At 69.5% G+C, this 25343-nt stretch carries 30 protein-coding genes and 1 pseudogene; 9 read left to right on the plus strand and 22 right to left on the minus strand.

The window, feature by feature from the left end; all coding sequences use genetic code 11:
• Positions 1 to 237 (minus strand): NAD(P)-binding protein (locus KN815_RS09955; protein WP_216341403.1); only part of this gene is annotated, 237 nt, incomplete at its 3' end.
• 85 nt (positions 238 to 322) lie between these two features.
• On the opposite strand from KN815_RS09955, the gene KN815_RS09960 reads away from it, so the two are divergent.
• The gene (locus KN815_RS09960; protein ID WP_253208870.1) at positions 323 to 1000 is read left to right on the plus strand and encodes a TetR/AcrR family transcriptional regulator; all 678 of its coding nucleotides are present in this window, start codon (positions 323 to 325) and stop codon (positions 998 to 1000) included.
• A 41-nt stretch (positions 1001 to 1041) separates the two neighbouring features.
• On the plus strand, positions 1042 to 1548 hold the full coding sequence (locus KN815_RS09965) for a DinB family protein (RefSeq protein WP_216341404.1): 507 nt from the start codon (positions 1042 to 1044) through the stop codon (positions 1546 to 1548).
• Positions 1549 to 1575: 27 nt separating this feature from the next.
• On the opposite strand, the gene KN815_RS09970 is transcribed toward KN815_RS09965, so the two are convergent.
• The gene (locus KN815_RS09970; protein ID WP_216341405.1) at positions 1576 to 1989 is read right to left on the minus strand and encodes a nitrile hydratase accessory protein; all 414 of its coding nucleotides are present in this window, start codon (positions 1987 to 1989) and stop codon (positions 1576 to 1578) included.
• The gene (gene nthA, locus KN815_RS09975; RefSeq protein ID WP_216341406.1) at positions 1986 to 2588 is read right to left on the minus strand and encodes a nitrile hydratase subunit alpha; all 603 of its coding nucleotides are present in this window, start codon (positions 2586 to 2588) and stop codon (positions 1986 to 1988) included. The genes KN815_RS09970 and nthA overlap by 4 nt, the downstream gene beginning before the upstream one ends.
• A gap of 233 nt (positions 2589 to 2821) precedes the next feature.
• Here nthA and KN815_RS09980 point away from each other — a divergent pair, with 233 nt between their 5' ends.
• Positions 2822 to 4072 carry an IS110 family RNA-guided transposase gene (locus KN815_RS09980; protein WP_216341407.1) on the plus strand — a complete coding sequence of 417 codons (1251 nt, stop codon included), beginning with the start codon at positions 2822 to 2824 and terminating at the stop codon, positions 4070 to 4072.
• Positions 4073 to 4089: 17 nt separating this feature from the next.
• Here KN815_RS09980 and nthB read toward each other — a convergent pair whose 3' ends face one another.
• The gene (gene nthB, locus KN815_RS09985; RefSeq protein ID WP_216341408.1) at positions 4090 to 4761 is read right to left on the minus strand and encodes a nitrile hydratase subunit beta; all 672 of its coding nucleotides are present in this window, start codon (positions 4759 to 4761) and stop codon (positions 4090 to 4092) included.
• 138 nt (positions 4762 to 4899) lie between these two features.
• Positions 4900 to 5769, minus strand: coding sequence for an alpha/beta fold hydrolase (locus KN815_RS09990; RefSeq protein WP_216341409.1), 870 nt, complete (start codon positions 5767 to 5769; stop codon positions 4900 to 4902).
• A gap of 273 nt (positions 5770 to 6042) precedes the next feature.
• Between KN815_RS09990 and KN815_RS09995 the strand changes: the two genes are divergently transcribed.
• Complete coding sequence (locus tag KN815_RS09995; RefSeq protein WP_216341410.1) at positions 6043 to 6558, plus strand: CGNR zinc finger domain-containing protein; 516 nt, start codon at positions 6043 to 6045, stop codon at positions 6556 to 6558.
• A 58-nt stretch (positions 6559 to 6616) separates the two neighbouring features.
• On the opposite strand, the gene KN815_RS10000 is transcribed toward KN815_RS09995, so the two are convergent.
• Positions 6617 to 7081 carry a hypothetical protein gene (locus KN815_RS10000; protein ID WP_216341411.1) on the minus strand — a complete coding sequence of 155 codons (465 nt, stop codon included), beginning with the start codon at positions 7079 to 7081 and terminating at the stop codon, positions 6617 to 6619.
• Positions 7082 to 7107: 26 nt separating this feature from the next.
• Entirely contained in the window at positions 7108 to 8160 is a 1053-nt protein-coding gene (locus KN815_RS10005; protein WP_507229899.1) for a WYL domain-containing protein, read from the minus strand.
• A 160-nt stretch (positions 8161 to 8320) separates the two neighbouring features.
• Between KN815_RS10005 and KN815_RS10010 the strand changes: the two genes are divergently transcribed.
• Entirely contained in the window at positions 8321 to 8728 is a 408-nt protein-coding gene (locus KN815_RS10010) for a DUF3224 domain-containing protein (protein ID WP_216341413.1), read from the plus strand.
• A 13-nt stretch (positions 8729 to 8741) separates the two neighbouring features.
• Here the strand turns inward: KN815_RS10010 and ung are convergent, their stop codons facing one another.
• From ung to KN815_RS10035, 5 genes are all read right to left on the minus strand, one after another.
• Positions 8742 to 9422, minus strand: a complete 681-nt coding sequence (gene ung / locus KN815_RS10015) for a uracil-DNA glycosylase (RefSeq protein WP_216341414.1) — start codon at positions 9420 to 9422, stop codon at positions 8742 to 8744.
• A 161-nt stretch (positions 9423 to 9583) separates the two neighbouring features.
• Positions 9584 to 10345, minus strand: coding sequence for an SDR family oxidoreductase (locus tag KN815_RS10020; RefSeq protein WP_216341415.1), 762 nt, complete (start codon positions 10343 to 10345; stop codon positions 9584 to 9586).
• 18 nt (positions 10346 to 10363) lie between these two features.
• Positions 10364 to 11125, minus strand: coding sequence for a 3-oxoacyl-ACP reductase FabG (gene fabG / locus KN815_RS10025; RefSeq protein ID WP_216341416.1), 762 nt, complete (start codon positions 11123 to 11125; stop codon positions 10364 to 10366).
• A 205-nt stretch (positions 11126 to 11330) separates the two neighbouring features.
• Positions 11331 to 11726 (minus strand): DUF3037 domain-containing protein, encoded by a 396-nt coding sequence (locus KN815_RS10030; RefSeq protein WP_216341417.1) that lies wholly within the window; start codon positions 11724 to 11726, stop codon positions 11331 to 11333.
• Entirely contained in the window at positions 11723 to 12547 is an 825-nt protein-coding gene (locus tag KN815_RS10035; RefSeq protein WP_216341418.1) for a HipA family kinase, read from the minus strand. The genes KN815_RS10030 and KN815_RS10035 overlap by 4 nt, the downstream gene beginning before the upstream one ends.
• Positions 12548 to 13163: 616 nt before the next feature.
• Between KN815_RS10035 and KN815_RS10040 the strand changes: the two genes are divergently transcribed.
• Positions 13164 to 13997: a PIG-L family deacetylase gene (locus KN815_RS10040; protein WP_216341419.1), complete on the plus strand. Its 834-nt coding sequence runs from the start codon at positions 13164 to 13166 to the stop codon at positions 13995 to 13997.
• A gap of 180 nt (positions 13998 to 14177) precedes the next feature.
• Here the strand turns inward: KN815_RS10040 and KN815_RS10045 are convergent, their stop codons facing one another.
• The 5 genes from KN815_RS10045 to KN815_RS10065 all read right to left on the minus strand — a co-directional run bounded on the left by KN815_RS10045 (position 14178) and on the right by KN815_RS10065 (position 19648).
• Positions 14178 to 14816 carry an NsdA family TPR-like regulatory protein gene (locus KN815_RS10045; RefSeq protein ID WP_216341420.1) on the minus strand — a complete coding sequence of 213 codons (639 nt, stop codon included), beginning with the start codon at positions 14814 to 14816 and terminating at the stop codon, positions 14178 to 14180.
• Between the two features lie 171 nt (positions 14817 to 14987).
• Complete coding sequence (locus tag KN815_RS10050; RefSeq protein WP_253208871.1) at positions 14988 to 16289, minus strand: MFS transporter; 1302 nt, start codon at positions 16287 to 16289, stop codon at positions 14988 to 14990.
• Positions 16290 to 16734: 445 nt separating this feature from the next.
• Positions 16735 to 17136 carry a hypothetical protein gene (locus KN815_RS10055; RefSeq protein WP_216341421.1) on the minus strand — a complete coding sequence of 134 codons (402 nt, stop codon included), beginning with the start codon at positions 17134 to 17136 and terminating at the stop codon, positions 16735 to 16737.
• Positions 17133 to 19223 carry a hypothetical protein gene (locus tag KN815_RS10060; RefSeq protein WP_216341422.1) on the minus strand — a complete coding sequence of 697 codons (2091 nt, stop codon included), beginning with the start codon at positions 19221 to 19223 and terminating at the stop codon, positions 17133 to 17135. The genes KN815_RS10055 and KN815_RS10060 overlap by 4 nt, the downstream gene beginning before the upstream one ends.
• Positions 19220 to 19648: a hypothetical protein gene (locus KN815_RS10065; protein WP_216341423.1), complete on the minus strand. Its 429-nt coding sequence runs from the start codon at positions 19646 to 19648 to the stop codon at positions 19220 to 19222. Before KN815_RS10065 ends, KN815_RS10060 begins: the two co-directional genes overlap by 4 nt.
• 384 nt (positions 19649 to 20032) lie before the next feature.
• Between KN815_RS10065 and KN815_RS10070 the strand changes: the two genes are divergently transcribed.
• The gene (locus tag KN815_RS10070) at positions 20033 to 20614 is read left to right on the plus strand and encodes a DJ-1/PfpI family protein (RefSeq protein WP_253208872.1); all 582 of its coding nucleotides are present in this window, start codon (positions 20033 to 20035) and stop codon (positions 20612 to 20614) included.
• Between the two features lie 88 nt (positions 20615 to 20702).
• Positions 20703 to 21251 (plus strand): GNAT family N-acetyltransferase, encoded by a 549-nt coding sequence (locus KN815_RS10075; protein ID WP_216341424.1) that lies wholly within the window; start codon positions 20703 to 20705, stop codon positions 21249 to 21251.
• Positions 21252 to 21382: 131 nt separating this feature from the next.
• Here the strand turns inward: KN815_RS10075 and KN815_RS10080 are convergent.
• The 3 genes and pseudogenes from KN815_RS10080 to KN815_RS10090 form a co-directional block, all read right to left on the minus strand.
• Positions 21383 to 21862: pseudogene (locus KN815_RS10080) on the minus strand (MarR family winged helix-turn-helix transcriptional regulator); the annotation flags it as partial.
• Positions 21863 to 22048: 186 nt separating this feature from the next.
• The gene (locus KN815_RS10085) at positions 22049 to 22675 is read right to left on the minus strand and encodes a HutD/Ves family protein (RefSeq protein WP_216341425.1); all 627 of its coding nucleotides are present in this window, start codon (positions 22673 to 22675) and stop codon (positions 22049 to 22051) included.
• Positions 22676 to 22787: 112 nt separating this feature from the next.
• Complete coding sequence (locus tag KN815_RS10090; protein ID WP_216341426.1) at positions 22788 to 23351, minus strand: TetR/AcrR family transcriptional regulator; 564 nt, start codon at positions 23349 to 23351, stop codon at positions 22788 to 22790.
• 74 nt (positions 23352 to 23425) lie between these two features.
• Between KN815_RS10090 and KN815_RS10095 the strand changes: the two genes are divergently transcribed.
• On the plus strand, positions 23426 to 24121 hold the full coding sequence (locus KN815_RS10095) for an alpha/beta hydrolase (protein WP_216341427.1): 696 nt from the start codon (positions 23426 to 23428) through the stop codon (positions 24119 to 24121).
• A 44-nt stretch (positions 24122 to 24165) separates the two neighbouring features.
• On the opposite strand, the gene KN815_RS10100 is transcribed toward KN815_RS10095, so the two are convergent.
• Positions 24166 to 24519, minus strand: a complete 354-nt coding sequence (locus KN815_RS10100) for a VOC family protein (RefSeq protein ID WP_216341428.1) — start codon at positions 24517 to 24519, stop codon at positions 24166 to 24168.
• A gap of 105 nt (positions 24520 to 24624) precedes the next feature.
• On the minus strand, positions 24625 to 25188 hold the full coding sequence (locus tag KN815_RS10105; RefSeq protein ID WP_216341429.1) for a dihydrofolate reductase family protein: 564 nt from the start codon (positions 25186 to 25188) through the stop codon (positions 24625 to 24627).
• Positions 25189 to 25343: the final 155 nt, after the last annotated feature.

Genomic DNA, 25343 nt, shown 5'->3' on the forward strand with positions numbered 1-25343 from the left:
GGGGGTGCGCAGCCCGCCGCCGCCCTGCCAGGCGGCGAGCGCGCGGACGTCGTCGCCGAGGTCGACGGCGTCCAGGGCGCGCTGGGCGTTGGGGGCGAGCGAGATACCGGCGCCGACGGGCTCGAGGCGGGCGGCCCGCTCCAGGACGGTGAGGGACCAGCCGCGGCGGTGCAGGGCCGCGGCGGCGGTGAGCCCGCCGACTCCGGCACCGATGACGATGGCACGGGGCTGCTGCATGACTCCTCCAAGCCAACTACAGGTGTAGTACTCATGATGTTACTACATTTGTAGTGCGGGCGGCGGATGGGCTTAGGTTGGCCCCATGACCGCTGATCGAACCGCCGTCTCCGCATCGGCCGCGTCCGTCTCCGCATCGGCCGCGTCCGTCTCCGCATCGGCCACGTCCGCCGCCTCCCGTGCCGAGCTGATCGCCGACACCGCCCTGGGGCTGCTTGCCGAGCGCGGGATGCGGGGGCTGACGCACCGTGCGGTGGACGAGGCGGCCGGGCTGCCGCTCGGCTCGACCTCCAACCACGCCCGGACCCGTGCCGCCCTGCTCAAGGCGGCGGTCCGGCGGCTGGCCCAGCGGGAGGCGGAGGTGCTGACACCGGACGAGATGCCGCGCTCCGCCGAGGCGGCGCCGGACGGGGCCGATCCGGTCGTCGAGCCGGCCGACGCGCTCTCACTCGCCCTGCACCGCTCGCTCACCGGCCAGCGCGATCTGCTGATCGCCCGCTATGAACTCGCACTGGAGGCGACCCGCCGCCCCGAGCTGCGGGAGTTCTACGACGCGACGGGGCGCGGCTTCCGGGAGCCGCTCGAAGCGATGATGACGGCGCTGGGCTCCACCGAGCCCCGGCGGCACGCGCGGTCGCTGGTCGCCTGGTGCGAGGGGCTGATGTTCAGTTGCGCCGCGGGCGCCGACCACGACGCCGTACCCGACCGCACGACACTGCGCACCGGCTTCACGGAGCTGCTGCGCGGGATGCTGAACGAATAACGCGTGGCGGGCCGGGTGGCCGGACCGCCATCATGACCGCCATGACGACCACAGAACGCCCCGAGCCGCCCCGGACCGCCGATGAACGCACCAGCCTGGAGGGGTGGCTGGACTTCCACCGCGCGACCCTCGCCCTCAAATGCGAGGGGCTGGACGACAAGCAACTGCGCGAGGCGTCGGCGCCGCCGTCCGAACTGACCCTGCTCGGCCTCGTACGGCATATGGCCGAGGTCGAGCGGAGCTGGTTCCGGCGGGTGTTCGCTGACGAGGACACGCCGCCGATCTGGTACAGCGACCAGGACCCGGACGGAGACTTCCACATCGCCGACGGGGACACCGCGCAGAGCGCCTTCGCCATCTGGCGGGACGAGATCACCAAGGCCAGGGAGGCCGCCGCGGGCCACTCCCTGGACGAGGTCGTCACCCGTCCCGGCCGTGGGGACTACAACCTGCGCTGGATCTATGTGCACATGATCGAGGAGTACGCCCGCCACAACGGCCACGCCGACCTCATACGCGAGCGGATCGACGGCGTCACCGGCGAATAAGACACGTATCGAGGGCGCCCCGGGGTGTCAGTGGGCGTGGTGGTGCTCGTGGTCGTGGTCGTGGTCGTGGCCGTGGCCGTGGCCGTGGTCGTGGTCGTGGCCGTGGCCGGCGCGGTGGTCGTGGCCCGGGGGCCGTTGCGCCAGGGCGAGGGTGCGGGCGGTGACTTCGTCCGCGGTCACGGCACACCGCCCGGCGAGCGTGTCCTCCAGGGCGGCCAGCCAGAGCCGGTAGTAGTGGTACGGCTCGTCGGGTGCCGCCGCCTCCCAGGCCGCGATCCGGGCGATCAGCGCGGCCTGGAACTCCGGCCAGGTGAACACGCCCGCCTCGGACAGGCTGACGGCCATGCCGAAGGCACGGCTCTCCCACGGCTCGGCGAACACCAACTCGCCGTTGAAGCGCGGTGGTGCGGCCGGGCCCTCGATGTCCAGTGGCGCGGTCATGGTGCCGCCACCTTGGCCACGCCGACCATCGCCTCCCGGGTGACCAGCGGCACGAGCTGTTCCTCGGAGAGGTGCTCGGTGCCGGCCGGACGCTCGGGCAGCACCAGCCAGCGCACCTCGCTGGTGGAGTCGTGGACGGTGATCCGCACATCGTCGTCGAGTTCGAGGCCCATCTCGGACAGCACGGTACGGGGCTCCTTGACCACGCGGGCGCGGTAGGCGGGGTCCTTGTACCAGCTCGGCGGCAGGCCGAGCACCGGCCATGGATAGCAGGAGCACAGCGTGCACACCACCACATGGTGGGTGGTCGCGCTGTTCTCCACGACGACGATGTGCTCGCCCTGCGGCCCGGAGAAGCCGAGTTCCGCGATCGCCGCGGTGCCGTCCTGGAGCAGCCGCCGCCGGTACTCCGGGTCGGTCCACGCCCTGGCGACGACCTTGGCGCCGTTGAGCGGGCCCACGTTGGTCTCGTAGGTGGTGATGATCTCGTTCATCACCTTCGGGTCGATCAGGCCCCGCTCGGTGAGCAGTTGCTCGAGCGCCTCGGTGCGCAGGGCCACGGGAGGGGCCTCGCCCGGTCCGCCGTCGGTGGTGGTCACTGGTGGACCCTCCTTGCTGCGGGCCTCGTTGAGAGGTTCGTGGTTAGATGCCGGTGAGAGCCGGGGTGACGGCCCGTGGTGGTCGCCCGTTCAGGGCCCGCATGACACTGCCGCCCCCGGCTCTTCCGGAGCTGTCGACCGGCAACAGAGGGACGCGCCGCAGAGCGCCAGTCAGTGACCCCCCGGGGACCAGCTCCGTCACCGGCCTGTCGCTGATAGGCCCAAGGAGAGCTGTGGCACTGCCCGAGAGCGCGTACTACGTCGGGATCGACTGGGGCTCGGCCGAGCACGCGGTCTGCGTCCTGACCGAAGCCGGCCGCGTCAAGACCGAGTTCACCATCACCCACACCGCAACCGGGTTCGCCGACCTGGCCCGCAGGCTCGCCAGGCTCGGGGATGCCGAGGCCGTACCCGTGGCGATCGAACGGCCCGACGGACGGCTGGTCGACCTGCTGCTGGAGGCCGGGCACCCGGTGGTGCCGGTGAAGTCCAACGCCATCAAGGTATGGCGGGACGCCGAGGTCCTGTCGGGGGCGAAGTCCGACCCCGGCGACGCGATGGTCATCGCCGAGTACCTGCGGCTGCGGCACCACAAGCTCTCCGCCGCCCGCCCGTTCACCGGGCAGACCAAGGCCCTGCGGACCGTGGTCCGCACCCGCGACGACGTAGTGCGGCTGCGGGAGATGGCCACCAACATGCTCTCCGCGCTGCTGGACGCCTTCTGGCCCGGCGCGAAAACCCTGTTCGCCGATGTGGAGTCGCCGATCGCGCTGGACTTCCTCACCCGCTACCCGACCCCCGCCTCCGCCACGGCCCTGGGCGAGAAGCGCATGGCCGCGTTCTGCGCCAAGCACTCCTACAGCGGCCGACGCAGCCCCGCCGACCTGGTAAGACGCCTGCGCTCGGCGCCCGCCGGCGTCACCGGCGAAGCCGAGACCGAAGCCGGACGCGACGCGGTGATCGCGCTGGTCACCGTGCTGCGGACGGTGGGTACCGTGAAGAAGGACCTCGACCGGTCGGTCAACGCCCACCTCGGCCAGCACCCCGACGGACACATTTTCGCCTCGCTGCCACGGGCCGGACAGGTCAACGCCGCCCAGATCCTGGCCGAGTGGGGCGACTCCCGCACCGCCTACGACGGCCCGGACGCCATCGCAGCGTTCGCCGGTGTCGCCCCGGTCACCAAGGCATCCGGACGCATGCGCGGGGTGTCCTACCGGTGGGCCCGCAACAAGCGCCTCCGCCGGGCGGTGACCACCTTCGCCGACAACAGCCGCCATGAGAGCGCGTGGGCGGCGGACATCTACCAGCGGGCCCGGGCCCGGGGCCGGGGCCTGGACCACCCGCACGCCGTGCGTGTCCTGGCCCGCGCATGGATCCGCGTGATCCACCGCTGCTGGCTCAACCACGAGCCCTACCAGCCCGACCGACACGGCGGACTGCAACGTCTCACAACCCCACAACCACTCGCTCAAGCGGTCTGAGGTTGACACAGGGGGTGTCATGAGGTGGCCTCCAGGTAGTTCTCGAACAGCTCGGCGGTGACCGCGAAGGGCTCGGCGCCGGCGCCCCACAGCTCACGGGAGTCGAAGCGCACCGAGTAGACGTACTGCGGGTTCTCGCCCTGGAAGTGGGCGTTGGTGTCCGGCAGTACGAAGGCGGGCCGGACGGTCTCGACGACTCCGGTGTGTCCCCGTGCGTAGCCCGGCAGCCTGGTGTGCCCGGGCACCGGCATGGCCTTGGTCCGCACCCGCTCGCCGGCGGCGAAGGCGGGCTCGCGGTCCACCGGGCGCAGCGAGCCCGCGGCGCTCGGCGCGTAGTCGGGCACGGCGGGCTCGGGGATCGGCGGCTCCGCCACGCCTTCGCCCCGCAGATTGCGGGCGCGGGCACCGATCGCGCCCGGCGCGAGGATGCCACTGTCGGTGAGCATCAGCTCCGCGCCGCCCAGCCAGCGCCCGTAGTAGCCGTCGTCCAGGTAGGCGGCGCGGTCCAGGCGCTCGAGCCCGTGCCGGAAGGCGTCCACGTTGATGCCACCGGAGGCGATACGGCTGGAGAGGGTGGCCAGCGCGAAGGCCCGGCCCTGCCAGGGCTCGTCGAAGACCGGCTCATCGCGCCTCGGTGGATGAACGGGGCCCCATCCCGGGGTGCCGCCCATATCAGCGATGCCCTCCATGGCATGCCTCCCCATATGGCCACATAACGTAAGTATGGGCCCGAATCGTATGCGACGGGTGTCATCCGGGCCGCGATGACGGCGCCGCGAAGGCCCCGGGACCGCACCCGAACGCTGCGGTCCCGGCACCTGGGCGGGTCAGACCAGGACGCGGCCGAGGAAGTCGCGGATGTAGTCGGTGATGGGCCCCAGATGGCTTTCGAGGGCGAAGTGCCCGGAGTCGAGCAGGTGGATCTCGGCGTCGGGCAGGTCCTGGCCGAACGCCTCCGCGCCCGCCGGGCCGAAGATCTCGTCATTGGCGCCCCAGACCGCCAGCAGCGGGACCCGGGAGTCGCGGAAGTACTGCTGGACCCGCGGATAGAGGTCCACGTTGGTGGGGTAGTCGCGGAAGAGCCTGAGCTGGATCTCGTCGTTGCCGGGCCGGTCCAGGAGCGCCTGGTCGTGCACCCAGTTGTCGGGGCTGACCAGGGTGGGGTCGGCGACTCCGTTCAGATACTGCCAGCGCGTGATCTCGGCGGTCAGGGCACCGCGCACGGGGCCCTCGGTCTCCGGGCCGGGGGCCTCGGCGTAGGCGAACACACCGTCCCAGAACGGCTTGACGAAGCCGTCGACGTAGGCGTTGCCGTTCTGGGTGATGATCGCGGTGATGCGGTCCGGGTCGCGCAGCGCGAGCCGCCAGCCGATGGGGGCGCCGTAGTCCTGTACGTACATCGCGAACCGGTCGACACCCAGGCTCCGCAGCAGGCCCGAGGTGACCTCGGTGAGGGCGTCGAAGCTGTAGGGGAAGTCCTCCAGGGAGGGCATCGCCGACTGGCCGAACCCGATGTGGTCGGGGGCGATGACGCGGTACCGGTCGGCGAGCGCCGGGATCAGGTGCCGGAACATATGCGAACTGGTCGGAAAGCCGTGCAGCAGCACCACGACGGGCGCCTCGGGGTCACCGGCCTCCCGGTAGAAGACCTCCAGGCCATCGACGGTGGCGGTGCGGTGGTGGACTACGGCAGTCATCACTCTAACCTTTCTACGCGGCTTCAGCGGTTACAAACCCAGTCGAGCACGGCCGAGCTAACCAGTCAAGAAGATTTAGAGGGTTAGATTGAATCCTGGGTCGCCGTCTCCGTGCAGCGGCGCCCTGATTCCAGCCTCCGCCCGTCCGCGACCGTCGGCCAGCGCGGTCGGCGCGGTCGGCGCGGTCGGCGCCGAGTCGCCCCGCGACACCTGATACAACCGCTCGCACGCTGTGCTAACCTGTCACACGAGGCAAAACGGTTAGGACGTGTCATGGTGACCACGCAGGAGCAGCAGGACACGCTGCTGGAACTCCTCAACAGCACACCGGTGGTCTGCGGGGTCGTCCAGGACCAACTGGCGGATCCGGAGACGGCAAGGCCCTGGCAGCAGGCGCACGGCGGCAGCGGCACCGCCAAGGAGCACGCCTGGCTCCTGCGCGCGCGGGACGCGCTCCAGGACGTGGTGCGCGGCGGCCGGCCGGCCGATTCGCTGGCCCCGCTCCTCGACGGGGTCACCTCCCGCCCCGGGGTCTCCTCCGAGGGAGTTTCCTGGGAGCTCGACGCCCCGGAGGAGCGCCGGATGGCGGTGGAGGCGGTGCTGGCCTGGAGCGCGCTGCGGGAGACGATGTCCGGGCGGCTGCGGCCGTGCGCCAACCCGGAGTGCCGGCGCTTCCTCCTCGACCGCAGCAAGACCAACAAGGCCCGCTGGTGCTCGATGGCGGTCTGCGGCAACAGGATGAAGGCCAGGCGCCACTACCAGCGCACCCGCGACGGAGCGGCCGAGTAGCCGTCGCCGTAGCGGCAGCCTCGGCCCTGGTCGGCCACCGAGATCCGTCAGAAGGGCCCTAATCCTCGACGGCGCCCTCCAGAGCCAGCGTCAGCCGCAGGATGGCGGCTCGCACCCCGTCGCCGTACGGGTCCTCGCCGAGCGCACCGGCCGCCGCCCGGGCCAGCGCCAACTGGCCCCGGGCCGCCTCCTTCTGGCCCAGCTTCAGATAGCCGGTGGCCACATTGAGGTGGAGGGAGGGGAAGAACGCGCGCGGCGCCAGGGCCCCGGTGAGCCCGTCCGCGGCGGCGAGGGCCCGCAGGTGCCAGATCAGCTCGTCGAGCGGATCGTCCTGGGTGTCGGCCAGATAGTGGGCGAGGGCGCAGCGGTGGAAGGGGGCGCCGTCCCGTTCGATCTCCTGCCACAGTGCGGCGAGGCGGTTGCGCGCCTCCTCCCGGTCACCGCCCCGGTGCAGCATGACCGCCTGCCCGATCCGGGTCAGTACGGCATCGCCCTTGGGCGCCTCCCGCTGCGCTTCCGTCATCGCGGCCTCCCGTCCTTCGAGCGGAGCTAGGGGGTGTCCTGCGGATCATGCACCGTTCGCCCGGCCCCGTTCGGCGTGTCGTGGATCGGCGGGGCCCCGGGGGTGTCGTCCGTCGGCGCGCCGTAGCGGCGGGCGAGTTCGGCGACGGCGCGGGCGACGGCCGACCGCAGCTCGGGCGGCCCCAGCACCTCGGCGTCGGTGCCCAGCCGCAGCATGTCGTGGACCGCGACCGGCAGCGACTCCACGGGGAGGACGACACGCCGGCGCCCCCGGTCGTCGGGCGGGCCCGCCACGGCCACCGCCTCCGCGCCCACCGCCCCGAACTGCATCGGGAGCAGCTTCACCCCGCGCTCGGAGAGCAGGAGTTCGGCCTCGCCCTGGAAGCGCGAGGACTCCAGGCGGTGGGACGACTCCTCCCAGTAGGCGGCGAGGTCGAACCCGGCGGGCCGTTCGAAGACCTCCGCCAGCACCTCGGCGGTGAGGATCCGGGAGACCCGGTAGTTGCGCACGGTGTCCTCGACCCTCGCCACCAGGTACCAGATGCCGCCCTTGAGGACGAGGCCCAGCGGGCACAGCTCCCGCCGCACCTCGCCGCGCCAGCGGCGGTAGTGCACCCGCAGGAGCCGCCGCTCCCATACGGCCTCGGCGGCCGCCGCCAGATGGGGCACCGGCTCGGCGTCCCGGAACCAGCCCGGCGCGTCGAGGTGGAAGCGCTCCTGGATGCGGCGGGAGCGCTCCCCCAGCTCGGCCGGGAGCGCGGCCCGCAGCTTGAGCTGGGCCGTGGTGAGGTCGGCGCCCAGGCCCAGCTCGGCGGCCGGGCCCGGCATCCCGGCGAGGAAGAGCGAGTCGGCCTCGTCGCCGGTGAGCCCGGTCAGCCGGGTGCGATAGCCGTCGAGCAGCCGGTAGCCCCCGGCCGGGCCGCGGTCGGCGTACACCGGCACACCGGACGCGCTCAGCGCCTCCACATCGCGGTAGACGGTGCGCACCGAGACCTCCAGCTCGGCGGCGAGCTCGGGCGCGGTCATCCGGCCCCGGTTCTGAAGCAGCAGAAGCAGCGAGAGAAGGCGGTCGGCACGCATGCGGTCCATTGTGGCCGCCGTACCTGACAAAGGGTGTCAGGTACGGCGGCCAGGATGGTTTCCACGGCCGATCCACAGCCGATCCGGCCTCTGATCAGCCCCTGACCGGCCTTGACCGGCCTCCGACCGACCCTGACCGGCTCCTGAAAGGACATCCGCTATGACCACGCACACCACCGGCCACTTCACCTACGCCGACTGGAAGGAGACCGCCCTCGAAGAGGCCCAGGACGGCGGCGTGAAGCTGGCCCAGGCCGTGGTGACGAACGCCTTCTCGGGCGGCATCGAGGCACCCCGGACCAGTTGCGATTACGCGATCACCTATCTGTCCGAGAAGACCGGCGTCTGCTGCGGCTACGAGCTGCTGACCGGCACCCTCGACGGGCGCGCGGGCAGCTTCGTCGTACTACAGCACGGCAGTTGGGGCGAGGACGCCACCGTCCACTGCACCTTCGAGGTGGTGCCCGGATCCGGCACCGGCGAGCTGACCGGACTCACCGGATCGGGCACCTTCGCCGCCGTACGCGGGGAGACCGAGATCCCCTACAGCTTCGACTACACGCTCTAGCAGGGTGGTCCGGTCAGGCGCCGAGGTCCGGGATCCGCCAGTCGATCGGGGTGTGTCCCTGGGCCTTGACCGCCTCGTCGATATGGGTGAAGGGGCGCGAGCCGAAGAACTTCTTCGCCGACAGCGGGGACGGGTGCGCCCCCTTCACCACCGCATGCCGCGACTCGTCGATCAGCGGCAGCTTCTTCTGGGCGTAGTTCCCCCAGAGCACGAAGACGGCCGGATCGGGGCGCGAGGCCACCGCGTGGATCACCGCGTCGGTGAACTTCTCCCATCCCTTGCTCTTATGGGAGTTGGCCTCGCCGCCCCGGACCGTCAGCACCGCGTTGAGCAGCAGCACCCCCTGCCGCGCCCACGGCATCAGATAGCCGTTGTCGGGCACCGGGTGGCCGAGCTCCTCCTTCATCTCCTTGAAGATGTTCCGCAGCGACGGCGGGGTCTTGACGCCCGGCCGCACCGAGAAGCACAGACCGTGGCCCTGGCCCTCGCCGTGGTACGGGTCCTGCCCGAGGACGAGCACCTTCACCTGGTCGAACGGCGTGGCCTCCAGGGCGGCGAACACCTCCTCGCGCGGCGGGTACACCGGCCCCTTGTCCCGCTCCTCCTCGACGAACTCGGTGAGCTCCTTGAAATAGGGCTTCTCCAGCTCCTCGCCGAGGACCCCGCGCCAGGACTCGGGCAGCACATAGGGCACGTCTACAACCTCCGGTCGTGTTCCGTCTAGGGCACAGAACCTACCGGTGGCCACTGACACAACGCCTCGTATGGACCGGGCACCGGTCCACGGTGCCCAGCCTCATCTGGACCCGGCACCGGCCCGCGGCGCCCATGGCGCGGGGCCGGACCGGGCGCCGGTCAGCCGATCCCGGCGCCCAGCAGAATGCCGCCGTCCACCACGAGCGTCTGGCCGGTGACCCACGCCGCCTGGTCGGAGGTGAGGAACGCGGTCGCGCCCCCGATGTCCTCCGGCGCGCCGAGCCGCTTCAGCGGATAGGCCGCGGCGGCCTCCTCCTCCCGCCCCTCGTACAGGGCGGTGGCGAACTTGGTCTTCACCACCGCCGGCGCGATGGCGTTGACCCGCACCCGCGGGGCGAACTCCTGGGCGAGCTGCACCGTGAGGTTGATCATGGCGGCCTTGCTGACGCCGTACGCCGCGATGAACGGCGAGGACGACATCCCGGCGAGCGAGGCGATGTTGACGATCGTGCCGCCGTTCTCCTGCTGCCATGCCTTCCAGGTCCGCTGGGCGAAGCCCAGTGCCGAGACGACATTGGTCTCGAAGACCTTACGGATCACATCGAGGTCGAGATCGGCGATGGGCGAGTACACCGGGTTGGTGCCGGCGTTGTTGACCAGGTGGTCGATCCGGCCGAACGCCTCCATCGTCCGCTCGACGGCGGCCGCCTGGTGCGCCTGGTCGTGGGCCTTCCCGGCGGCGTAGATCGCACGGTCGGGCCCGAGCCGCTCCACGGCCTCCTTGAGCGCGTCCTCGTTGCGCCCGGTGATGCACACCCGGTCGCCGCGGGCCACCATCGCCTCGGCGATGGCGTAGCCGATCCCCCGGCTCGCCCCGGTGATGAGCGCGGCCTTGCCGCTGTCCTGTATCTGCGCGGTCATCTGGTGGGTGACTCCTGATCAGTTGAGCGGGCCGCCGGCCACGTACAGGACCTGGCCGGAGACGAATCCGGCCGCCTCGCCGGTGAAGAAGGCGACCGCGTTGGCGATGTCGCCGGGCTCGCCGACCCGCTGCACCGGGATCTGGCTCGCGGCGGCCTTCTGGAAGTCCTCGAAGCCCATGCCGACGCGCTGGGCGGTCGCGGCGGTCATGTCGGTGGCGATGAACCCGGGGGCCACGGCGTTGGCGGTGACGCCGAACTTGCCGAGTTCGATGGCGAGGGTCTTGGTGAAGCCCTGCATTCCGGCCTTGGCCGCGGAGTAGTTGACCTGGCCGCGGTTGCCCAGCGCCGAGCTGCTGGAGAGATTGACGATCCGGCCGAAGCCGGCGTCCACCATGTGCTTCTGGCAGGCGCGCGACATCAGGAACGCACCCCGCAGATGCACGTTCATCACGGTGTCCCAGTCGGACTCGCTCATCTTGAAGAGCAGATTGTCGCGGAGCACACCCGCGTTGTTGACCAGGATCGTCGGCGCGCCGAGTTCCTCGGCGACACGCGCGACGGCGGCCTCGACCTGCTCGGCGTCCGACACATCGCAGCCCACGGCGATGGCCTTGCCGCCCGCCTCGGTGATCTTCGCCACGGTGTCCGCGCAGGACCCCTCGTCGAGGTCGAGCACGGCGACGACGCGACCCTCCTCGGCCAGGCGCACGGCGGTCGCCGCGCCGATGCCGCGGGCCGCGCCCGTCACGATGGCAACGCGCTGCTCGGTGGTGGACATGCGGGTTCTCCCTCGCATCGATGGCGGCTCACCGTCCCGGCCCGGGGAGTGAGCAACCGCTTAGTCTCTCCTGCGCACGAGACGCTATGAGGCCCGCCACCGCCTGTCAACGACCGCCCTTATGTACTCGCTCACCTCGGGGCGCTTTCACCCGGTGTGTCACCACGCCGGCACCGGGTGTGTCACCGCACCAGCAGCCGGTGTGTCACCGCACCAGCAGATCGAGCAACCGCTCGACCTCCGCCTCCGCGTCCGCCGTCAGCCCCGTGTGCACCGGCCCCGGCTGGACGACCGTGGAGCGCGGCGCCACCAGCCAGCGGAAGCGCCGCCCCGGGTCGTCCTCCGCCGCCTGACCGGCCCGCTCTCCCCCGCAGCAGACGCACTCCACCGCGCGCAGCGCGGCCCGTACCGCCTCCACGTCCGCCGAGGGGTCGAGGGCGCGCAGCCGGTCCTCGTCCAGATGGACCCGGGCCGCCACGAAGGACGTCGCGCGGCAGTAGACGACGACGCCCGCGTTGATCTGCTCACCGCGCTCGACCCGGGGCACGACCCGCAGCACGGCGTACTCGAAGACATCCCGGCCGTTGTGGAACCCGCTCACTTCGACGCCTTTCCATCGACCCACACCCGCAGCCACTCCGGGGCCCTGGACGGCTCCTCACCGGCGCGCTCGCCGAGCGTGATCCCCGCGCCGACCGTGGCCGCCCGCTCCAACAGCACCTCGACATAGGCGCGGCGCACCGCGTCCGGCCCGTCGAAGCCCGGCTCATCGGTCAGCCACTCGTCGGGGACGTCCGCCACCACCTCGGTGAGCAGCTCCTCGGTGATCTGCGGCGCCAGTGCCTCGGCCGCCGCGGCGACGTCCGGTGCGAACGGCGCGAGCACATGCTCGGAGGCGTCGTAGGGCTTGCCCGCGGCCTTGTCCAGGCCGCGCCAGCCGTGGTGCCAGATCATCGTGGCGCCGTGGTCGATGAGCCACAACTGCCCGTGCCACACCAGCATGTTGGGGTTGCGCCAGGAGCGGTCCACATTGCCGATGAGCGCGTCGAACCACACCACCCGGCCGGCCTCCTCCGCACCCACCTCGAAGGCGAGCGGGTCGAAGCCGAGCGACCCGGGAAGGTAGTCCATGCCCAGGTTGAGCCCGCCACTGGCCTTGAGCAGCTCCTGCACCTCCTGGTCGGGCTCGCTCAGACCGATCACCGGGTCGAGCTGGATCCGCACCAGATCCGGAACCCGCAGCCCCAAACGACGGCCCAACTGGCCACAGACGACCTCGGCGACGAGCGTCTTGCGCCCCTGCCCGGCGCCGGTGAACTTCATGACATAGGTGCCCAGATCGTCGGCCTCGACGATGCCCGGCAGCGATCCGCCCTCACGCAAGGGCGTGACATAGCGAATCGCGGTGACTTCGGTCAACATTTTCCCAGGCTATCCGACATACTGACCTTGCAATTCACAATCGACTCCGGGCAGAAACAGACCGAGAAATCCGCTGCCATAAGCCCTGGGGAGAATCCGGAGCATTTCGCCCGGCCCGCCGATCCCCCGCCTCCCCAGCAGCCCGTCAAGCACGGTGCGGCCCCCGGCTGTCGGCCCTGACGGGGACGGTCCAGTTTGATCATCCCGTCGGGGAACACCCGTGGATCCCTGGGATCAATCCAGGTCAGCCCCTGGCCACCGGTCAGCACCGGCTACCCGTTGGGGCGCGGCGGTTGGCCGCTGGTGGCCTGGCTGGAGGAGATTGCTGCGGCGCTGGAGGAGGGCCGCTGTCTGCACCGGCCGTCTCAGGTTTGAGAACCTGCATCCCCATCGCCCGGTCGCAGTTCGCCGAGGCCAGAGTTCTCACGCCCACGCCGGGGAGGGCCAAGCGGCCGCGCCGGGAACAGCCGGTCCGGCCGGCATGTTGCATCGACCGAGGACCGGCGTCGCACGGGTGGGAACAAGGTCATCCGCCCCGAGAGAATCCGGGCCCCGGGATCGCGGAACGCCCGCCGCGCACTCGGACCAAGACGTATTCATGCAGGAGGACTGTTTTATGACTGACCGGCCCTTGACGCTGATGGCAGTGCATGCCCACCCCGACGACGAGGCCACCCAAACCGGAGGGGTCCTCGCGCGGTACGCGGCGGAAGGCATCCGTACGGTTCTCGTGACGTGTACCGACGGCGGTTGCGGTGATGGACCGGGAGGTATCAAGCCGGGCGATCCCGGGCACGATCCGGTGGCCGTTGCCTCGATGCGCCGTCAGGAACTCGAAGCGAGCTGTGAGGTCCTGAAGATCAGCGATCTGGAGATGCTGGACTATGCCGACTCCGGGATGACGGGCTGGCCGAGCAACGACGCCCCCGGATCCTTCTGGCAGACCCCCGTGGCGGAAGGCGCCGCCCGACTCGCGGAACTCATGCGGCACTACCGCCCCGATGTGGTCGTCACCTATGACGAGAACGGCTTCTACGGCCACCCCGACCACATCCAGGCCAACCGCATCACGATGGCGGCGCTGGAGATGACCGCGCTGACACCGAAGGTGTACTGGACGACGATGCCCCACTCGATGATGCGGCGGTTCGGCGAGATCATGCGCGAGTTCAATGAGGACATGCCTGAGCCGGATCCCGCCGAGGCCGCCGCGGTGCCCGAGATCGGCCTCCCCGACGACGAGGTCACCACGTGGGTGGACACCACCGCATTCAGCGATCAGAAGTTCGACTCGCTGGCCGCGCACTCCAGTCAGGGCGAGAACATCTTCTTTCTCAAAATGGGCAAGGAGAGGTTCGGCGAGTTTATGGGCATGGAGACCTTCCTACGCGTCCAGGACGCCACCGGCGCGGCCCTACCCGAGAACGATCTCTTCGCCGGACTGCGCTGACCCGACCCCACGCGAGTTCCGCCCCGGCAGCCCGCGACCACCTGCACGGTTACCAGGTGGTCGCGGGCTGCCGACTCGGATAGGTGCGCGGTGCCCGGACGGGCGCTGTCGCCGAACCATGTCTACGCGCTGCTGGTCCTCCCATGTCTGGGTACGCGACGCCCAGGACAGGGCAGGAGGTCAATTGGCCCGTGCGAGTTCCAGGAGTTCTTCGACGCCTTCGGCTCCAGCGAACTTCTTGAACCCGGGCAGCAGGTCGCGGACGAGGGTGACGCAGCGCGGGGCGCCGATCCGATTGGCCAGCAGGAGCGATTCCTTCGCGGCGGCTGCGGCGTGGTCGGCTTCGCCGGCTTGGAGGAAACTCCCGGCCTGATAGGTCAGGAAGACGGCGCGCGTCTTGTTCCGGGCTCCGGGAAGCAGCAGCATCCCTTCCCCGACCAACTGGTGGGCACGCGCGGGCTGTCCGAGATCGAGCAGGCATTGGCCGGAGTCCACCAGGACATCGGCCGACTGCATCCAGGTGCACCAGGCTGGTGCGGGCTCGCCACCTGCGGCCTCCAGTTCGGCCTCGGCCGTGGATAGGGAGCGATGGCATGCGCGGGATTCCCCGAGCGCGGCCTGGGCTCGTGCGAGCCGCAGGTGGAGCAGGGAGCGGGCGGTGGGGTGGCGGGTGTGGAGGATGGCGCTGTGCAGAATGTTCGCCGCGTCCTTCGGCTCGTTGAGCCAGGTGGCCTGGTAAGCGAGGTTGTGGCCGTCCTTGAGAACTGACCGTTGACCGCTTTCCTGGCCTGGCTCCGACGGCGAGGCGCTTCCTATCACATCTCGCCAGAGTCGGAGCACCGACGAAAGTGCTGCTGACGCACCGACGGAACGGGTGGCATCGTGGTCACGATGCCACCCGTTCCGTGTTGTCAATCGTCGCGGCGGCCGGGCAGCTCCGGGCGGTGGTCCGCAGGCGGAAGACAGCCCAGGCACAAGCGGCCCGCGCCTCTACACCCCCTTCGGTCCCGAAACACGCGGCGGCGAGCTTTCCGCCCTGCCGTGGGGAGATCCGGTACTGTCCATCTGCCTCCAGGCCGGGAAGATCGCCGGGCACAGCGTGGCGAGCAGATACACACCGCCAACCGTCAGCAGCGTGGAGGGCAGGCCGACCGAATCCACAAGGAAGCCCGCAGCCAGTCCGCCCAGCGGAGTGACCATCTGGACTGCGGCTGTCGTCGCACTCAGCACGCGGCTGCGCAGTTCTTCCGGCACCGTCTCATACGTCACTGTGGCCATGATGGGGTTGAGCACACCGCAGGCGAGGCCCTCAACCGCCATGATCATGGCCAGCGGTGCGAAGGTGTCGGTGGAGGCGGCCACCACGAAGCGCGGCAGGCCCACGATGAGAAACGCGATCGTGAACACGGGCCACCGCCGAAAGCGGCTGCCCACCGCCCCATAGACCAGCGCCCCCGTGAGCGCGCAGACCCCGAACGCCGCGTTCAGCAGACCGAGATCGATGGAACCATCAAGCTCCTGACGGGCATCCACGGGGAGGAGCACGGCGCTCCAGCCCTGATCGAGGCCTCTGGTCATCAGCGTCATCAGGCACAGGCCCAGCAGCAACGGCGTGGCCGCCACGAAGCGATAGCCTTCCGCGAGTTCACGACGGTAGGCACGCAAGGATGCTGGCTCGACCCGCCGTTGGGCCTGCGCCTCCGGCAGGCCGCGCACCCCGAACGCGAACAGCGGCGCGGACACAGCAAAGGTCGCGGCATCCACCAACAGGACGTTCTCGGCACCGAGTACGGCGATCAGCACACCTCCGAGAGCGGATCCAGTCAGCGCCGCACAGCGTGCCGCACCGTCGTACAACCCGGCAGCCCTGGTCAGCGGCATTCCGGCGCGTTCGGCGAGTGTGGGCAACAGCACGCCGCGGGCCGTTTCACCCGGCGAACGGAACAGCCCTGTCATCGCCATCAGCACGCACAGCATCCAGAACTGCAGGATGCCGACGAACTGCAGCAGCGGGATCGCCGCAACCGCGATCCCGCAGGCGAGATCCGAGGCGACACTCACCCGCCGTCGCCCGATCCGGTCGATGACCGGACCGCCGACGAGCGCAGCGAGCACTACGGGCAGCAGTGTGCAGAACGCGACGATCCCGGCCTTGGCGGCACTGCCCGTGCTCTGCAGCACAAACCACGGCACGCCCATGTACGTGAGGCAATTCCCAGTGATCGAAACGAGGTTGGCGGCAAGAACCGCTGTCAGAGCACGGCGATCACCCGTCAAGAAGTCTTCGGGCACTACGGTGGTCTCCCATAAGGGGAAGCGCCCACCGCGAACGAAGCAGGTCAGCCGGTGGGCGAAGCGAAGTGGTCAGCGTCTGGCGCGCATAGCAAGGCGCACCGCGATGCGGTGTTCACAAGCAGCGCCTCCAACACTTCGCCGGGATGACCACCCGGCACCTCCACGTATTGTCACCTCGGACACCGGTCCTCCGCAACGACGACCCGTTCGCAATGGGTGGCTCGCACAGGGAGTCGTCCGAGATGCGCAGATGAAGGCAGGACCTGCTGACGACCTGGATCCGGGGCGACGTCGGCCTTGAGCGTTCCCGGTTTCGGAACATCCACCGATGGGTCACACCATGCAGGCCGGGAAACGATCAACGTGCGCGTGGGAACTGCCACGGAAACCCGCAGCCATGTGCGCTGATCAGTAGATTCCGTCGGTGCCCCGAGTCATTGGCTCAGCTAGGGGGCCTCTTGCCGCGGATGCTTGTGATCGTGGAAGCGTTCTCCAGTGCCTCTCGAAGTCGTTCGTTGGTCATGGCGAGGTGCTGGAGTTGGGCTGTTGCGAGAGCCAGCTCGGAGGCCAGCTCTTGGTTGCGGCGGCGGAGCTTCGCGTTCCTGGCCATGAGCCTGTCGTGCTCGCTGGGCCCGTCGGCGGGAATGGCCGGAGCGGATCGGAGGGTGCCGAGCTCGCGAGCGATGTCGGGGAAGCGTCGGCGAAACGTGGTGTTGCTCAGGCCAAGCTGGCGGGCCAGCTTCAGGACGCTGGGCTTGGTGTTGGTCTGCTGGCAGATATCGAGCATCTCGTTCATCCGCTTGCGGGCCAGGGCCTCTGGCGGATCCGAGACGCGGGTGGTCATGAGAGTGGCTCCGTTCGTGCGTTGTTGGTGAGGAACTCGGTGATCTCGGTGCGACGTTCCTGGAGGCGATGCCGCAAGAGGGGAGGCATGGCCGGACGGGTGGCCATCCTCTTCTCAAGGCGAGCCAGTTCCCGGGTCCATGCGGCGACGTTTTCAGGAGTGAGAGCGACATTTCTGCAGGACAGGGGCTTGCAGCCGCCGTGGCTGGGGAGTCCCTCGCTTCTCCCGCGTTTCGCTTTCTCGCAGAGCGCCTTGGCCGGGTCGTGGACGCAGGTGATGTATTCGCCGGGGTAGATCGCCGGATCGTGTCGTTTCATGATCCTCTTCAGCCGGTGCTTGTCGAGGACGATCTGGCCCTGGAACTGGGCTCGTTCGCCGAACTCGTCCAGCCGACGGGCGACCTCTTCGGCGGAGGGGCCGGTCAGGCCGGTGTGCTCGTGGGCGTCGATCATCGCGATGTAGGTCTCGCCGCGGGCGAGGGCCTGTTCGCTCTCGACCTCGGCCCGGAACCCGGAGGCGCTGGTGCCTGCATATCCTTCGAACATTTGGATTGATTGATGCCGATATTGCAGGGCGCCGGCGATGACTCCGCCGGGGCGCCGGGCGATGAACCAGGCGAGTGTGCGGCGGAAAATGCTGGTCTTGAACCCGGTGCGGCTTCGGCCGGCCGCGGGGATGGTGTCGGATCGGTTGGCGGCCGCACAGAGCTGGTTGACGTAGGTGATGAACTTGTTGATCTGGGTGCCCGTCGCCTTGGTGGTGAGAGCCTCGGCTGAGCCCTTCTTGGCGTCGGACCCGTGGCGAAGGCGGGCGAAGAGGTAGTCGGTCTCGGATGGCTGGAGGCTTTCGAGAATGTTGATGGCCCTGGCAACGGGCTCGCCGACGACCCAGGTCGCCTCGACTCCTGCGTCGTCGTCCTCGCCTTTGAAGGCCAGGCTGGTGATGGTCCAGCGGTAGGGGGTCTTGTCCTTGTCCCGCTTGATGTTTAGGCATCCGCGCCGGAGATGTTTCGATTCCGAGTCGCGCATGCCGCTGAGGAAGGCGATCACGATGTAGCAGGCAGCCTGCAGGTGACGGCCCAGCCGGGCCAGGCTGTGGGTTGCCGTGTGATGGGTCGCGATCCCTTCGATCCAGGGGACACCGTCGAGTCGGCCGTTGATCGGGCTGTCGAAGTAGCTGTCGGTGCCGATGCCGACGATCTCGGCGGTCGCGGCCAGGACGTCGACGTGACGGTCGACGCTGGTGCGGTCGCATCGCAGAGTGCGGGCGAGATGAATCACGTTGGGGCGCCCTCGATAGCCGGGCAGCGGGCGCCCGGCCGCGATGTGCTTGTCCATGAGGGTGCGGATGCGGAGCCCGATGTCCGCGAGGTCGTCCGGCTGCCGGAAGGTGTCGGTGCGGGTGGCCCGCCAGTGGCTGTCAGCGGCCAGGATGTCGGGAGCGAACTCGTCGATGAACTTCAAGGCCCAACCCAGGAGGGGCCCCATGGATTCCTCGGGAAGGCGGTCGGTGGCGTTCTCGCTGCGGCGGACTGCCTTCGACTCGCCCCACTCTGGAAGGTGGAGCGGGTCGAAGGAGAGCGCGTGTTCATCGAGGTGGGACCGCCAGCGCCAGAGAATGCGGACGACGCCGCGGGCGAGTGTCCGGCGGTCGGAGGACCGGGGATAGACCACAGTGAGGCGCTTGCGGTAGTCGTTCAGGTCGTCCGCGGTCAGGGTGGACAGGTCCGTGCGGTGCGGTTCCCAGCGCTTGTCCAGCCAGGTCAAGAACGCCTTCATGTGGGTGAAGGTGATCCGGATGGTGGTGATGCTCGGTGGGTCTTCACCGTCGGGCGGTGCGACGGACGGCAGGTGGTAGAAGAGCTTCTTCGCGGCTGGCCGGAAACGCTGCGGGAGGGTGGGGAAGTTCACGATAAGCGCGGTGTCGTGCTCTTTGAGTTGTGCGGGCCACAGGCGCCAGATGTCGTCGCCGTAGCGGGAGGTTTCTTCCAGCCGGGCCGTGGGCCGCAGTTGGCGGCCGTGCAGGACACAGATGTTCTGCAGGGCGAGGCCGGCGGGCGGGGAGGCGGCGAACGTGGCGAGGCTCACGGCTGTTCCCAGGGGGCTTCGACGAGGTCGAGGAGGGCGTCGGGCAGGGGATGCTGGCGTACTTTGTCGACTTCGGCAGGGGTGAACTTGGTGAGGATGTCGCGCCGGATCGCGAGCCAGGCCGGGCCGTAGCGCTTCCACCAGTCGATCTCGTTCATCTGCTGCCGCAGGGCGCCAAGGCTGTCGAGGAGGCTGAGGAGTCTGGGCAGGTGAGTGCGGGTGACCAGGCAGCTTCCGCAGTGGAAGCAGTCGAGGAACGAGTCGCCGCAAGGCGCCCCGGTCTCCGGGTTGTGATCGTGGTCCTCGCAGGCCGTCCAGGCAGTGTCCAGTTCGCCGCCCGCAAGTCTCCCATTTCCGGATCCGCTGTCGTTCGACGCCGGAACGGAATGCGCGCCGCGGCGCCGCCCACCGGACCTCACCAGCAAGGTCGGGCTGGGTCCATCCGCGCCCGAACCGGGCGTGGGCAAGTGGGTGGCGGATCAGGTCGTCCACGACGCAATCCCATCATCCTGCGTGACCAGAAGCGTACTGCGCGTGGCACCGGACTGCAGCGGAACTACACCTGACTCCCGATCCTGGCCGAACAGTTGAGCTGTACCTCCAGAAGGACGCGGTGATCCTCAGCCACGGGCCCCGGGGATGGCCGGACGGGAACTATTCGGCCGGTGCGGCCGACTTGTAGGGCAGGGCAGCACTCCCTAGCCGCGACGGCCGGTCTCGGTTCGGTCGTTCGGTCGGGACCCTCGCAGTGCCCGCAGCGCCCACAGCATCCGCGGACGTTACACCAACCAACCAAGGAGACATGGCCGATGCCTCTACGCGTTCAGATCCTCATGTACGACGGGGTGGAGGAACAGGACGTCATCGGGCCGCGTGACGTTCTCGGGCACGCCGAGGCGGCGGGCGGCGAGATACGAACGACGCTGGTGCGGCCATCGGCTCCTGGGGAGGTGACATGCTTCTTCGGCACCAAAGTCACGGTGCCGGCCGCATGGGAGCCCACCGACACCGATCTCCTGATCGTGCCGGGCGGCAGCGACCGGCTGATCAACGATCCGGATGTCCTACGGGACCTCGTACGGGCGCAGCGGGCCGGAGTCATCGTCGCCGGTGTCTGCACAGGAGTCATGGTGCTCTCCGCGGCGGGCTTGACCAAAGGCCGCCCGTGCACGACACACCACCTCGCCAAGGCCGCTCTGGCCGCCCAGGGAGGCAAGGTGATCGACGCACGAGTCGTTGACGATGGGAACCTGGTGACCACGGGCGGTGTCACCAGCGGAATCGATCTGTCGCTATGGATGATCACCCGCGAGTGCGGCGCATCCATCGCCGCAAGCGTCGAGTCCGTCATGGAGTACGAGCAGCGCGGTGTCGTCTGGCGAAGCGCCTGATCGCCATCGCACGGAGCATCTTCACTGAATCACTGAATCACTGAACTCGGCACGTGCCGCTCGGCGAGCGTGCGGTAGGTTCCCGGCCATGACTGAATCAGGGTCCGTCGCCTGGCCACCTGCCCCGATCAAGACCGAGCGGCTCGTACTCCGCGAGTCCGAGGCCCGGGACCGTGCGGCGTTCATCGAGCTGTTCACCTCGCCGGAGGTGAACACCTACCTGGGCGGCCCTCGACCGCGTGATGAGTGCGAGCGCACGTTGCCTGAAACGCCCGAGAGGCGTCCCGGCCTTTTCGTGGTCGAGCTCGACGGAGCGATGATCGGCACCATCGAGCTCAACCGGCGCGACGCGGAGCGTCGGAGTCATGTCCGTCCGGATGCCGGGGAGGCCGAACTCGGCTACCTGCTCCTGCCAGAGGCGTGGGGGCACGGGTACGCCGCCGAGGCGTGCGCGGCGGCGCTCGGCTGGTTCGCCGACGCGCTTCCCGGCGAGCCGGTGGTGCTCTGCACCCAGACCGCCAATGACCGCTCGATGCGCCTCGCGGCGAAGCTGGGTTTCACCGAGGTGCACCGGTACGAGGCGTGGGGCGCCGCACAGTGGATGGGCGTGTGGTCCCCGGACACGCCGCCCGCTTGAGCTCGTGCCCGGAAGGGGTGGTGTGCCGGCCGTCAGCCTTCGTCGGCTTCGACGGTGTCCGGGTGCTCCCGAGCCGCGGCTGGTCCTCGGTCAGTCGGGGCCGGGGGCGGGGGCGGGGTCGAGGTCGAGGTCGAGGTCTCGACGTTGAAGATCATCCTGCGCAGCACCTTGAGCGCGGCCACGTATTCCTCGTCGCTGATGCCGTCGTGGACCACAGCACGAAGTTCGGTTACCAGCTCGCGCAGCCGCAGCCTGGCGGCTTCTCCTGCGTCGGTGAGATACAGACGATGTCCGGCGTCGGTCCGTAGCCAGCCGCGGTGGAGCAACTGGGCGACGACACGGGGGATCTCGTGGTGTCCGTCTGCGAGGGGCGAAAGCTGGGCGGCTATCTCGTCGCGGCTCGGGGCCGCGGGCCAGTACTTGACGCTGTTGAGTACCCAGTACTGCGGCTGCGTGACGTCGATCCCGGCCATGGCGTCACGCAGATGCCGGGTAACGACCGCGTGCACCTGACCACTCCAGTAGCCGATGGGCTGGCCGGCCAGCATGTCGTCAGTGGCAGCCGGATCGGCCGGCGCCTGGTCGGTGGTGGTGCCAGTCGGGAAGTCCATGATCATGACGCTACATCCGCGCGCCCGGCCTGAACACTGCCGAAAGGCGCGTCAACCGCCGTCGCGGTGGCGCGGCGCATCGATATCCGGGCCCGGAATCCCTCCGGCGGACGAGATCCGCGGAGAACGGGTCGGGTAGGCGCAGCGGAGGGTGAGGTGAGCGGTCAGGTGTGAGTTCGGGCGGTGCTAGGCGGGGGCGGGCGTGGCATCCGTCGCCGCCGTCTCGACACGCACCCGGGCCACGGTCGCGTCCTGGAGAGTGAGTGGTGTCTCTTCGGCGCCGGGAAGGATCGTGTCGAAGCGCTCCAGCCGTCGGCCGCCGAGCGCGACGGTGCCGTCGAGGACCACCAGAGCGGTGGCGAACGCGGCCGAGACCGACAGTTGCGCATCGCCCCCGAGGAGGTCGAGGCTGCCGCGGATGTCGCTGCGCACCATGAGGTTGAGCGCCTGCGCCCTGCCGTGAACGGCGGTCGTGGCCACTTCGGCGGTCCCGGCGAACGTGACGATCTGGGTGTATCGCAGATCGTGGACGGCGCCGTCGATGGAGAGCTGAAGGGGCACGGGGGCGGCCGACAGCAGATGGCGCTGCACCCCGGGAAAGGGTGAGAAGGGGCCGGTGTCCTCGATGTCCGCGAGGCTCAGCCGCCACGCGGCCGTCTCCGGGGAATCCGCGGCGGGCTCACGGTGGATCTCGCGGGTCCAGCCTCGTCCGTTGGCCCACCGCTGGGGTTCGAGCGTGTCCATCGGGATGATGTGTGCGGTCTCCGCCGAGCCGTTTCCCGGTTCTCCGGTGGGCTTCTTCGGTGCTTGCATGTCGAGTTCGTCTCCATCCGGGCCGGCTTGGCCGATCGGGGTCAGTGGCAGGAGTGTCGGAGTGTCGGGGGTACGGCTTGGGCCCGGGGCGGTACGGGGGCGGTGCGGGTGCTCAGCTCTTACTCCTGGACAGGTGCTCGATCGTGCCGAGGAAGTCGCCAAAGGCCCGGTCGGTGCGGGTGGTGTCGCCGGTGGCGTCGAGGTCCATGAGGAGACCGCGGATGACGGCGAGAACGAGCGTCGCGAGATCCGGTCGGCCGATGTTGCGCAGGCCGTCTTCGAGCGGCCCGAGCCAGTCGGTCGTCGCGGTGCGCCGGAAGTTGGGCCACAACTGCTGCTCCGCGCTCTCGCGAAGCTGTCCGAACATCCGCAGGTAGGGCTGCCCGTCCGGGCCGGTGATGGAGATCCAGGCACGGTTCAGGGTGGTCGTGTACGGCTCGTCGGGGCGCGCCCGCAGCAGGTCGCCGAATGTGTCGAGCTGCCGTTGCCGCGCCCGCCCGAGGACGGCCCGCAGCAGGGCGTCGCGGGTGCCGAAGTGATAGATCAGCATGCGGGCTGAGGTGCCGGTGGCGGTGGCCAGCGGCTCGAGCCGGTCGGGGAGGCCATGCGCGAGGGCGTGATCGGCGCAGGCGTCGAGCAGCCTCTCCTTGATGTGCGGTTGCGGTCGTCTACCCACGGTTCCACTTTTTCACGTAACGGCTACTACGTCTATATTCGACAGGGGCGGTCGGGGCCGACGTGGAGGTGGCCATGAGGGTTGTGTTCGTGCACGGGGCGTGCGTACGGGACGGGTCGTGGTGGTGGCACCGCACCGCCGAGCTGCTGAAGGAGCGAGGGGTACCGAGCGTGACACCGGCGCTGCCGAGCTGTGGCGAGGCGGGCCCGCCCGGTGGTGTCGGCGGGCCGGGGCTGCCCGAGGATGTCGCCGCGGTGCGGCAGGTGCTCCAGGCAGGCGACGAGCCGACCGTCGTGGTCGCCCACAGCTACGGCGGCATCGTCACCGCGGAAGCCGCCGCGGGAGTCGGGTCGGTGCGCCACCTGCTGCTGGTCTCCAGCTACCTGCCCGAGGTCGGGCAGAGCCTGTCGGATTTCGGGGACGGCGGCCCCGCCCCGTTCCTCGACGTCGATCCCGACGCCGGCACGTTCGGGGTCCGCCCCGAACGGCTCGTGGACACGTTCCTGCAAGACTGCGACCCCGAGCTCCAGGCACAGGCGGCGGACCACCTCGCACGGCAGAGCGTGCGGGTGACCGGGCAGCCGGTCGGGGCGGCCGCATGGCAGCGGTTGCCCTCGACGTACCTCGTCTGCGCCCAGGACCGGGGCACCCCGCCGCGGCTACAGCGGGAGTTCGCCCGCCGGGCCGACAGCGTCGTCGAACTCGACGCCGGCCACCACCCGTTCCTCTCCCAGCCCGAAGCGGTCCGGGACCTGCTGCTGAGCCTGTGAGCCTGTGACGGCAACTGCGGACGAGCCGGGCCGACGGCACTCAGTTACTGGCACCGCCGGCCGAGGACACAGAACTCGTTGCCTTCGGGGTCTGCCATGACAACCCACGACTGGTCACCCTGACCGATATCGACACGCTGTGCGCCAAGAGCCTCGAGGCGAGCCACCTCGGCGTCCTGATCGTCAGGGACGAAGTCGAGATGCAGTCGGCTCTTGGCCTTCTTGGGCTCGTCAAGCAGGACGAACTCCAGCCCCGGCACGCGATCCGGCTCCGGGCGGATCTCGAACTCCACATCGGAGGAGTGGACCACAACCCAGCCAAGCGCCTCGGCCCACCACTGCCCCAGGGCCGCCGGATCTGCCGAGTGAACGATTACCTGTCGCCATTCCAAGGTCACCAGCCGAGCCTAGACCAGCCAGGAGTTCAAAAACAGGCAAGCGTGAAGAGGACCTCCTGACGTCTCCTCGGCCACGACCATTTCCGGATTCGGCGGACGAGTCGGCTAGCGCGCCACGCGGTAGCGGAGGTAGACGACTTTCGAGCTGAAGGTGCGGGTCTCCACGAGCTCGAGATCCACCCGGCGCTCGTGCTGGGGAAAGAACGGAATGCCACCGCCGACCAGCACCGGGTAGACCCTGGCCCGGTACTCGTCGATCAGACCCGACGCGGCCGCCTCGGCGGCGAGGGTCGCGCCACCGATCGCGATATCGCCCTCCCCCGGCTCGGCTCGCAACCGCTCGATCTCCTCCGCCAGGCCGCCGGAGACCAGTCGGGCATGGCCCTGCACCGCCGACAGCGTGGTGGAGAACACCACCTTGGGGAGCGGCTTCCAGAGCGCGGCCCACTCGAGCATGGAGTCATCGAGCGATGGATCCTGGTCGGCGGTCTCCCAGTACAGCATCGTCTCGTACAGTCGGCGTCCCATCAGGTGGACGCCGACCTCACGGATCTCGTCGATGGAGAGACGAAAGACGTCCTCGCTGGGCGCCGTCCAGTCGAAGCGGCCGTCCGGCCCGACGATGTAGCCGTCCAGTGAGACGCCCATCGAATAGGTCACGCTGCGCATCGGAAGTCCTCCTCGGTAACGGGTTCGACAGTACGACTGCCGAACGCCGCAGGACTCATCGCGACTCGCGGGCGCATCCGAATAGCCATGCTCAGGTGGTCGCGCCGTCTCCCGCCTGGTTTGCGGAGCATGATGCCTCCGGGTGGTGGCCTGTG

The organism is Streptomyces niphimycinicus (assembly GCF_018883605.1).
GTDB classification, from domain to species: domain Bacteria; phylum Actinomycetota; class Actinomycetes; order Streptomycetales; family Streptomycetaceae; genus Streptomyces; species Streptomyces niphimycinicus.

Bases quoted from the DNA above. Each gene is read 5' to 3' on its own strand.
- KN815_RS10005 (WP_507229899.1), bottom strand. From the start codon at position 8,160: ATGCGTGCCGACCGCCTTCTCTCGCTGCTTCTGCTGCTTCAGAACCGG.
- KN815_RS10085 (WP_216341425.1), bottom strand. From the start codon at position 22,675: ATGCAAGCACCGAAGAAGCCCACCGGAGAACCGGGAAACGGCTCGGCG.
- fabG (WP_216341416.1), bottom strand. From the start codon at position 11,125: ATGTCCACCACCGAGCAGCGCGTTGCCATCGTGACGGGCGCGGCCCGC.
- KN815_RS10040 (WP_216341419.1), top strand. From the start codon at position 13,164: ATGACTGACCGGCCCTTGACGCTGATGGCAGTGCATGCCCACCCCGAC.
- KN815_RS10075 (WP_216341424.1), top strand. From the start codon at position 20,703: ATGACTGAATCAGGGTCCGTCGCCTGGCCACCTGCCCCGATCAAGACC.
- KN815_RS10020 (WP_216341415.1), bottom strand. From the start codon at position 10,345: ATGACCGCGCAGATACAGGACAGCGGCAAGGCCGCGCTCATCACCGGG.
- KN815_RS10035 (WP_216341418.1), bottom strand. From the start codon at position 12,547: ATGTTGACCGAAGTCACCGCGATTCGCTATGTCACGCCCTTGCGTGAG.
- KN815_RS09965 (WP_216341404.1), top strand. From the start codon at position 1,042: ATGACGACCACAGAACGCCCCGAGCCGCCCCGGACCGCCGATGAACGC.
- KN815_RS09990 (WP_216341409.1), bottom strand. From the start codon at position 5,769: ATGACTGCCGTAGTCCACCACCGCACCGCCACCGTCGATGGCCTGGAG.
- KN815_RS10105 (WP_216341429.1), bottom strand. From the start codon at position 25,188: ATGCGCAGCGTGACCTATTCGATGGGCGTCTCACTGGACGGCTACATC.
- KN815_RS10010 (WP_216341413.1), top strand. From the start codon at position 8,321: ATGACCACGCACACCACCGGCCACTTCACCTACGCCGACTGGAAGGAG.
- KN815_RS09960 (WP_253208870.1), top strand. From the start codon at position 323: ATGACCGCTGATCGAACCGCCGTCTCCGCATCGGCCGCGTCCGTCTCC.
- KN815_RS09995 (WP_216341410.1), top strand. From the start codon at position 6,043: ATGGTGACCACGCAGGAGCAGCAGGACACGCTGCTGGAACTCCTCAAC.
- nthB (WP_216341408.1), bottom strand. From the start codon at position 4,761: ATGGAGGGCATCGCTGATATGGGCGGCACCCCGGGATGGGGCCCCGTT.
- KN815_RS10070 (WP_253208872.1), top strand. From the start codon at position 20,033: ATGCCTCTACGCGTTCAGATCCTCATGTACGACGGGGTGGAGGAACAG.
- KN815_RS10055 (WP_216341421.1), bottom strand. From the start codon at position 17,136: ATGACCACCCGCGTCTCGGATCCGCCAGAGGCCCTGGCCCGCAAGCGG.
- KN815_RS10000 (WP_216341411.1), bottom strand. From the start codon at position 7,081: ATGACGGAAGCGCAGCGGGAGGCGCCCAAGGGCGATGCCGTACTGACC.
- KN815_RS09970 (WP_216341405.1), bottom strand. From the start codon at position 1,989: ATGACCGCGCCACTGGACATCGAGGGCCCGGCCGCACCACCGCGCTTC.
- KN815_RS10095 (WP_216341427.1), top strand. From the start codon at position 23,426: ATGAGGGTTGTGTTCGTGCACGGGGCGTGCGTACGGGACGGGTCGTGG.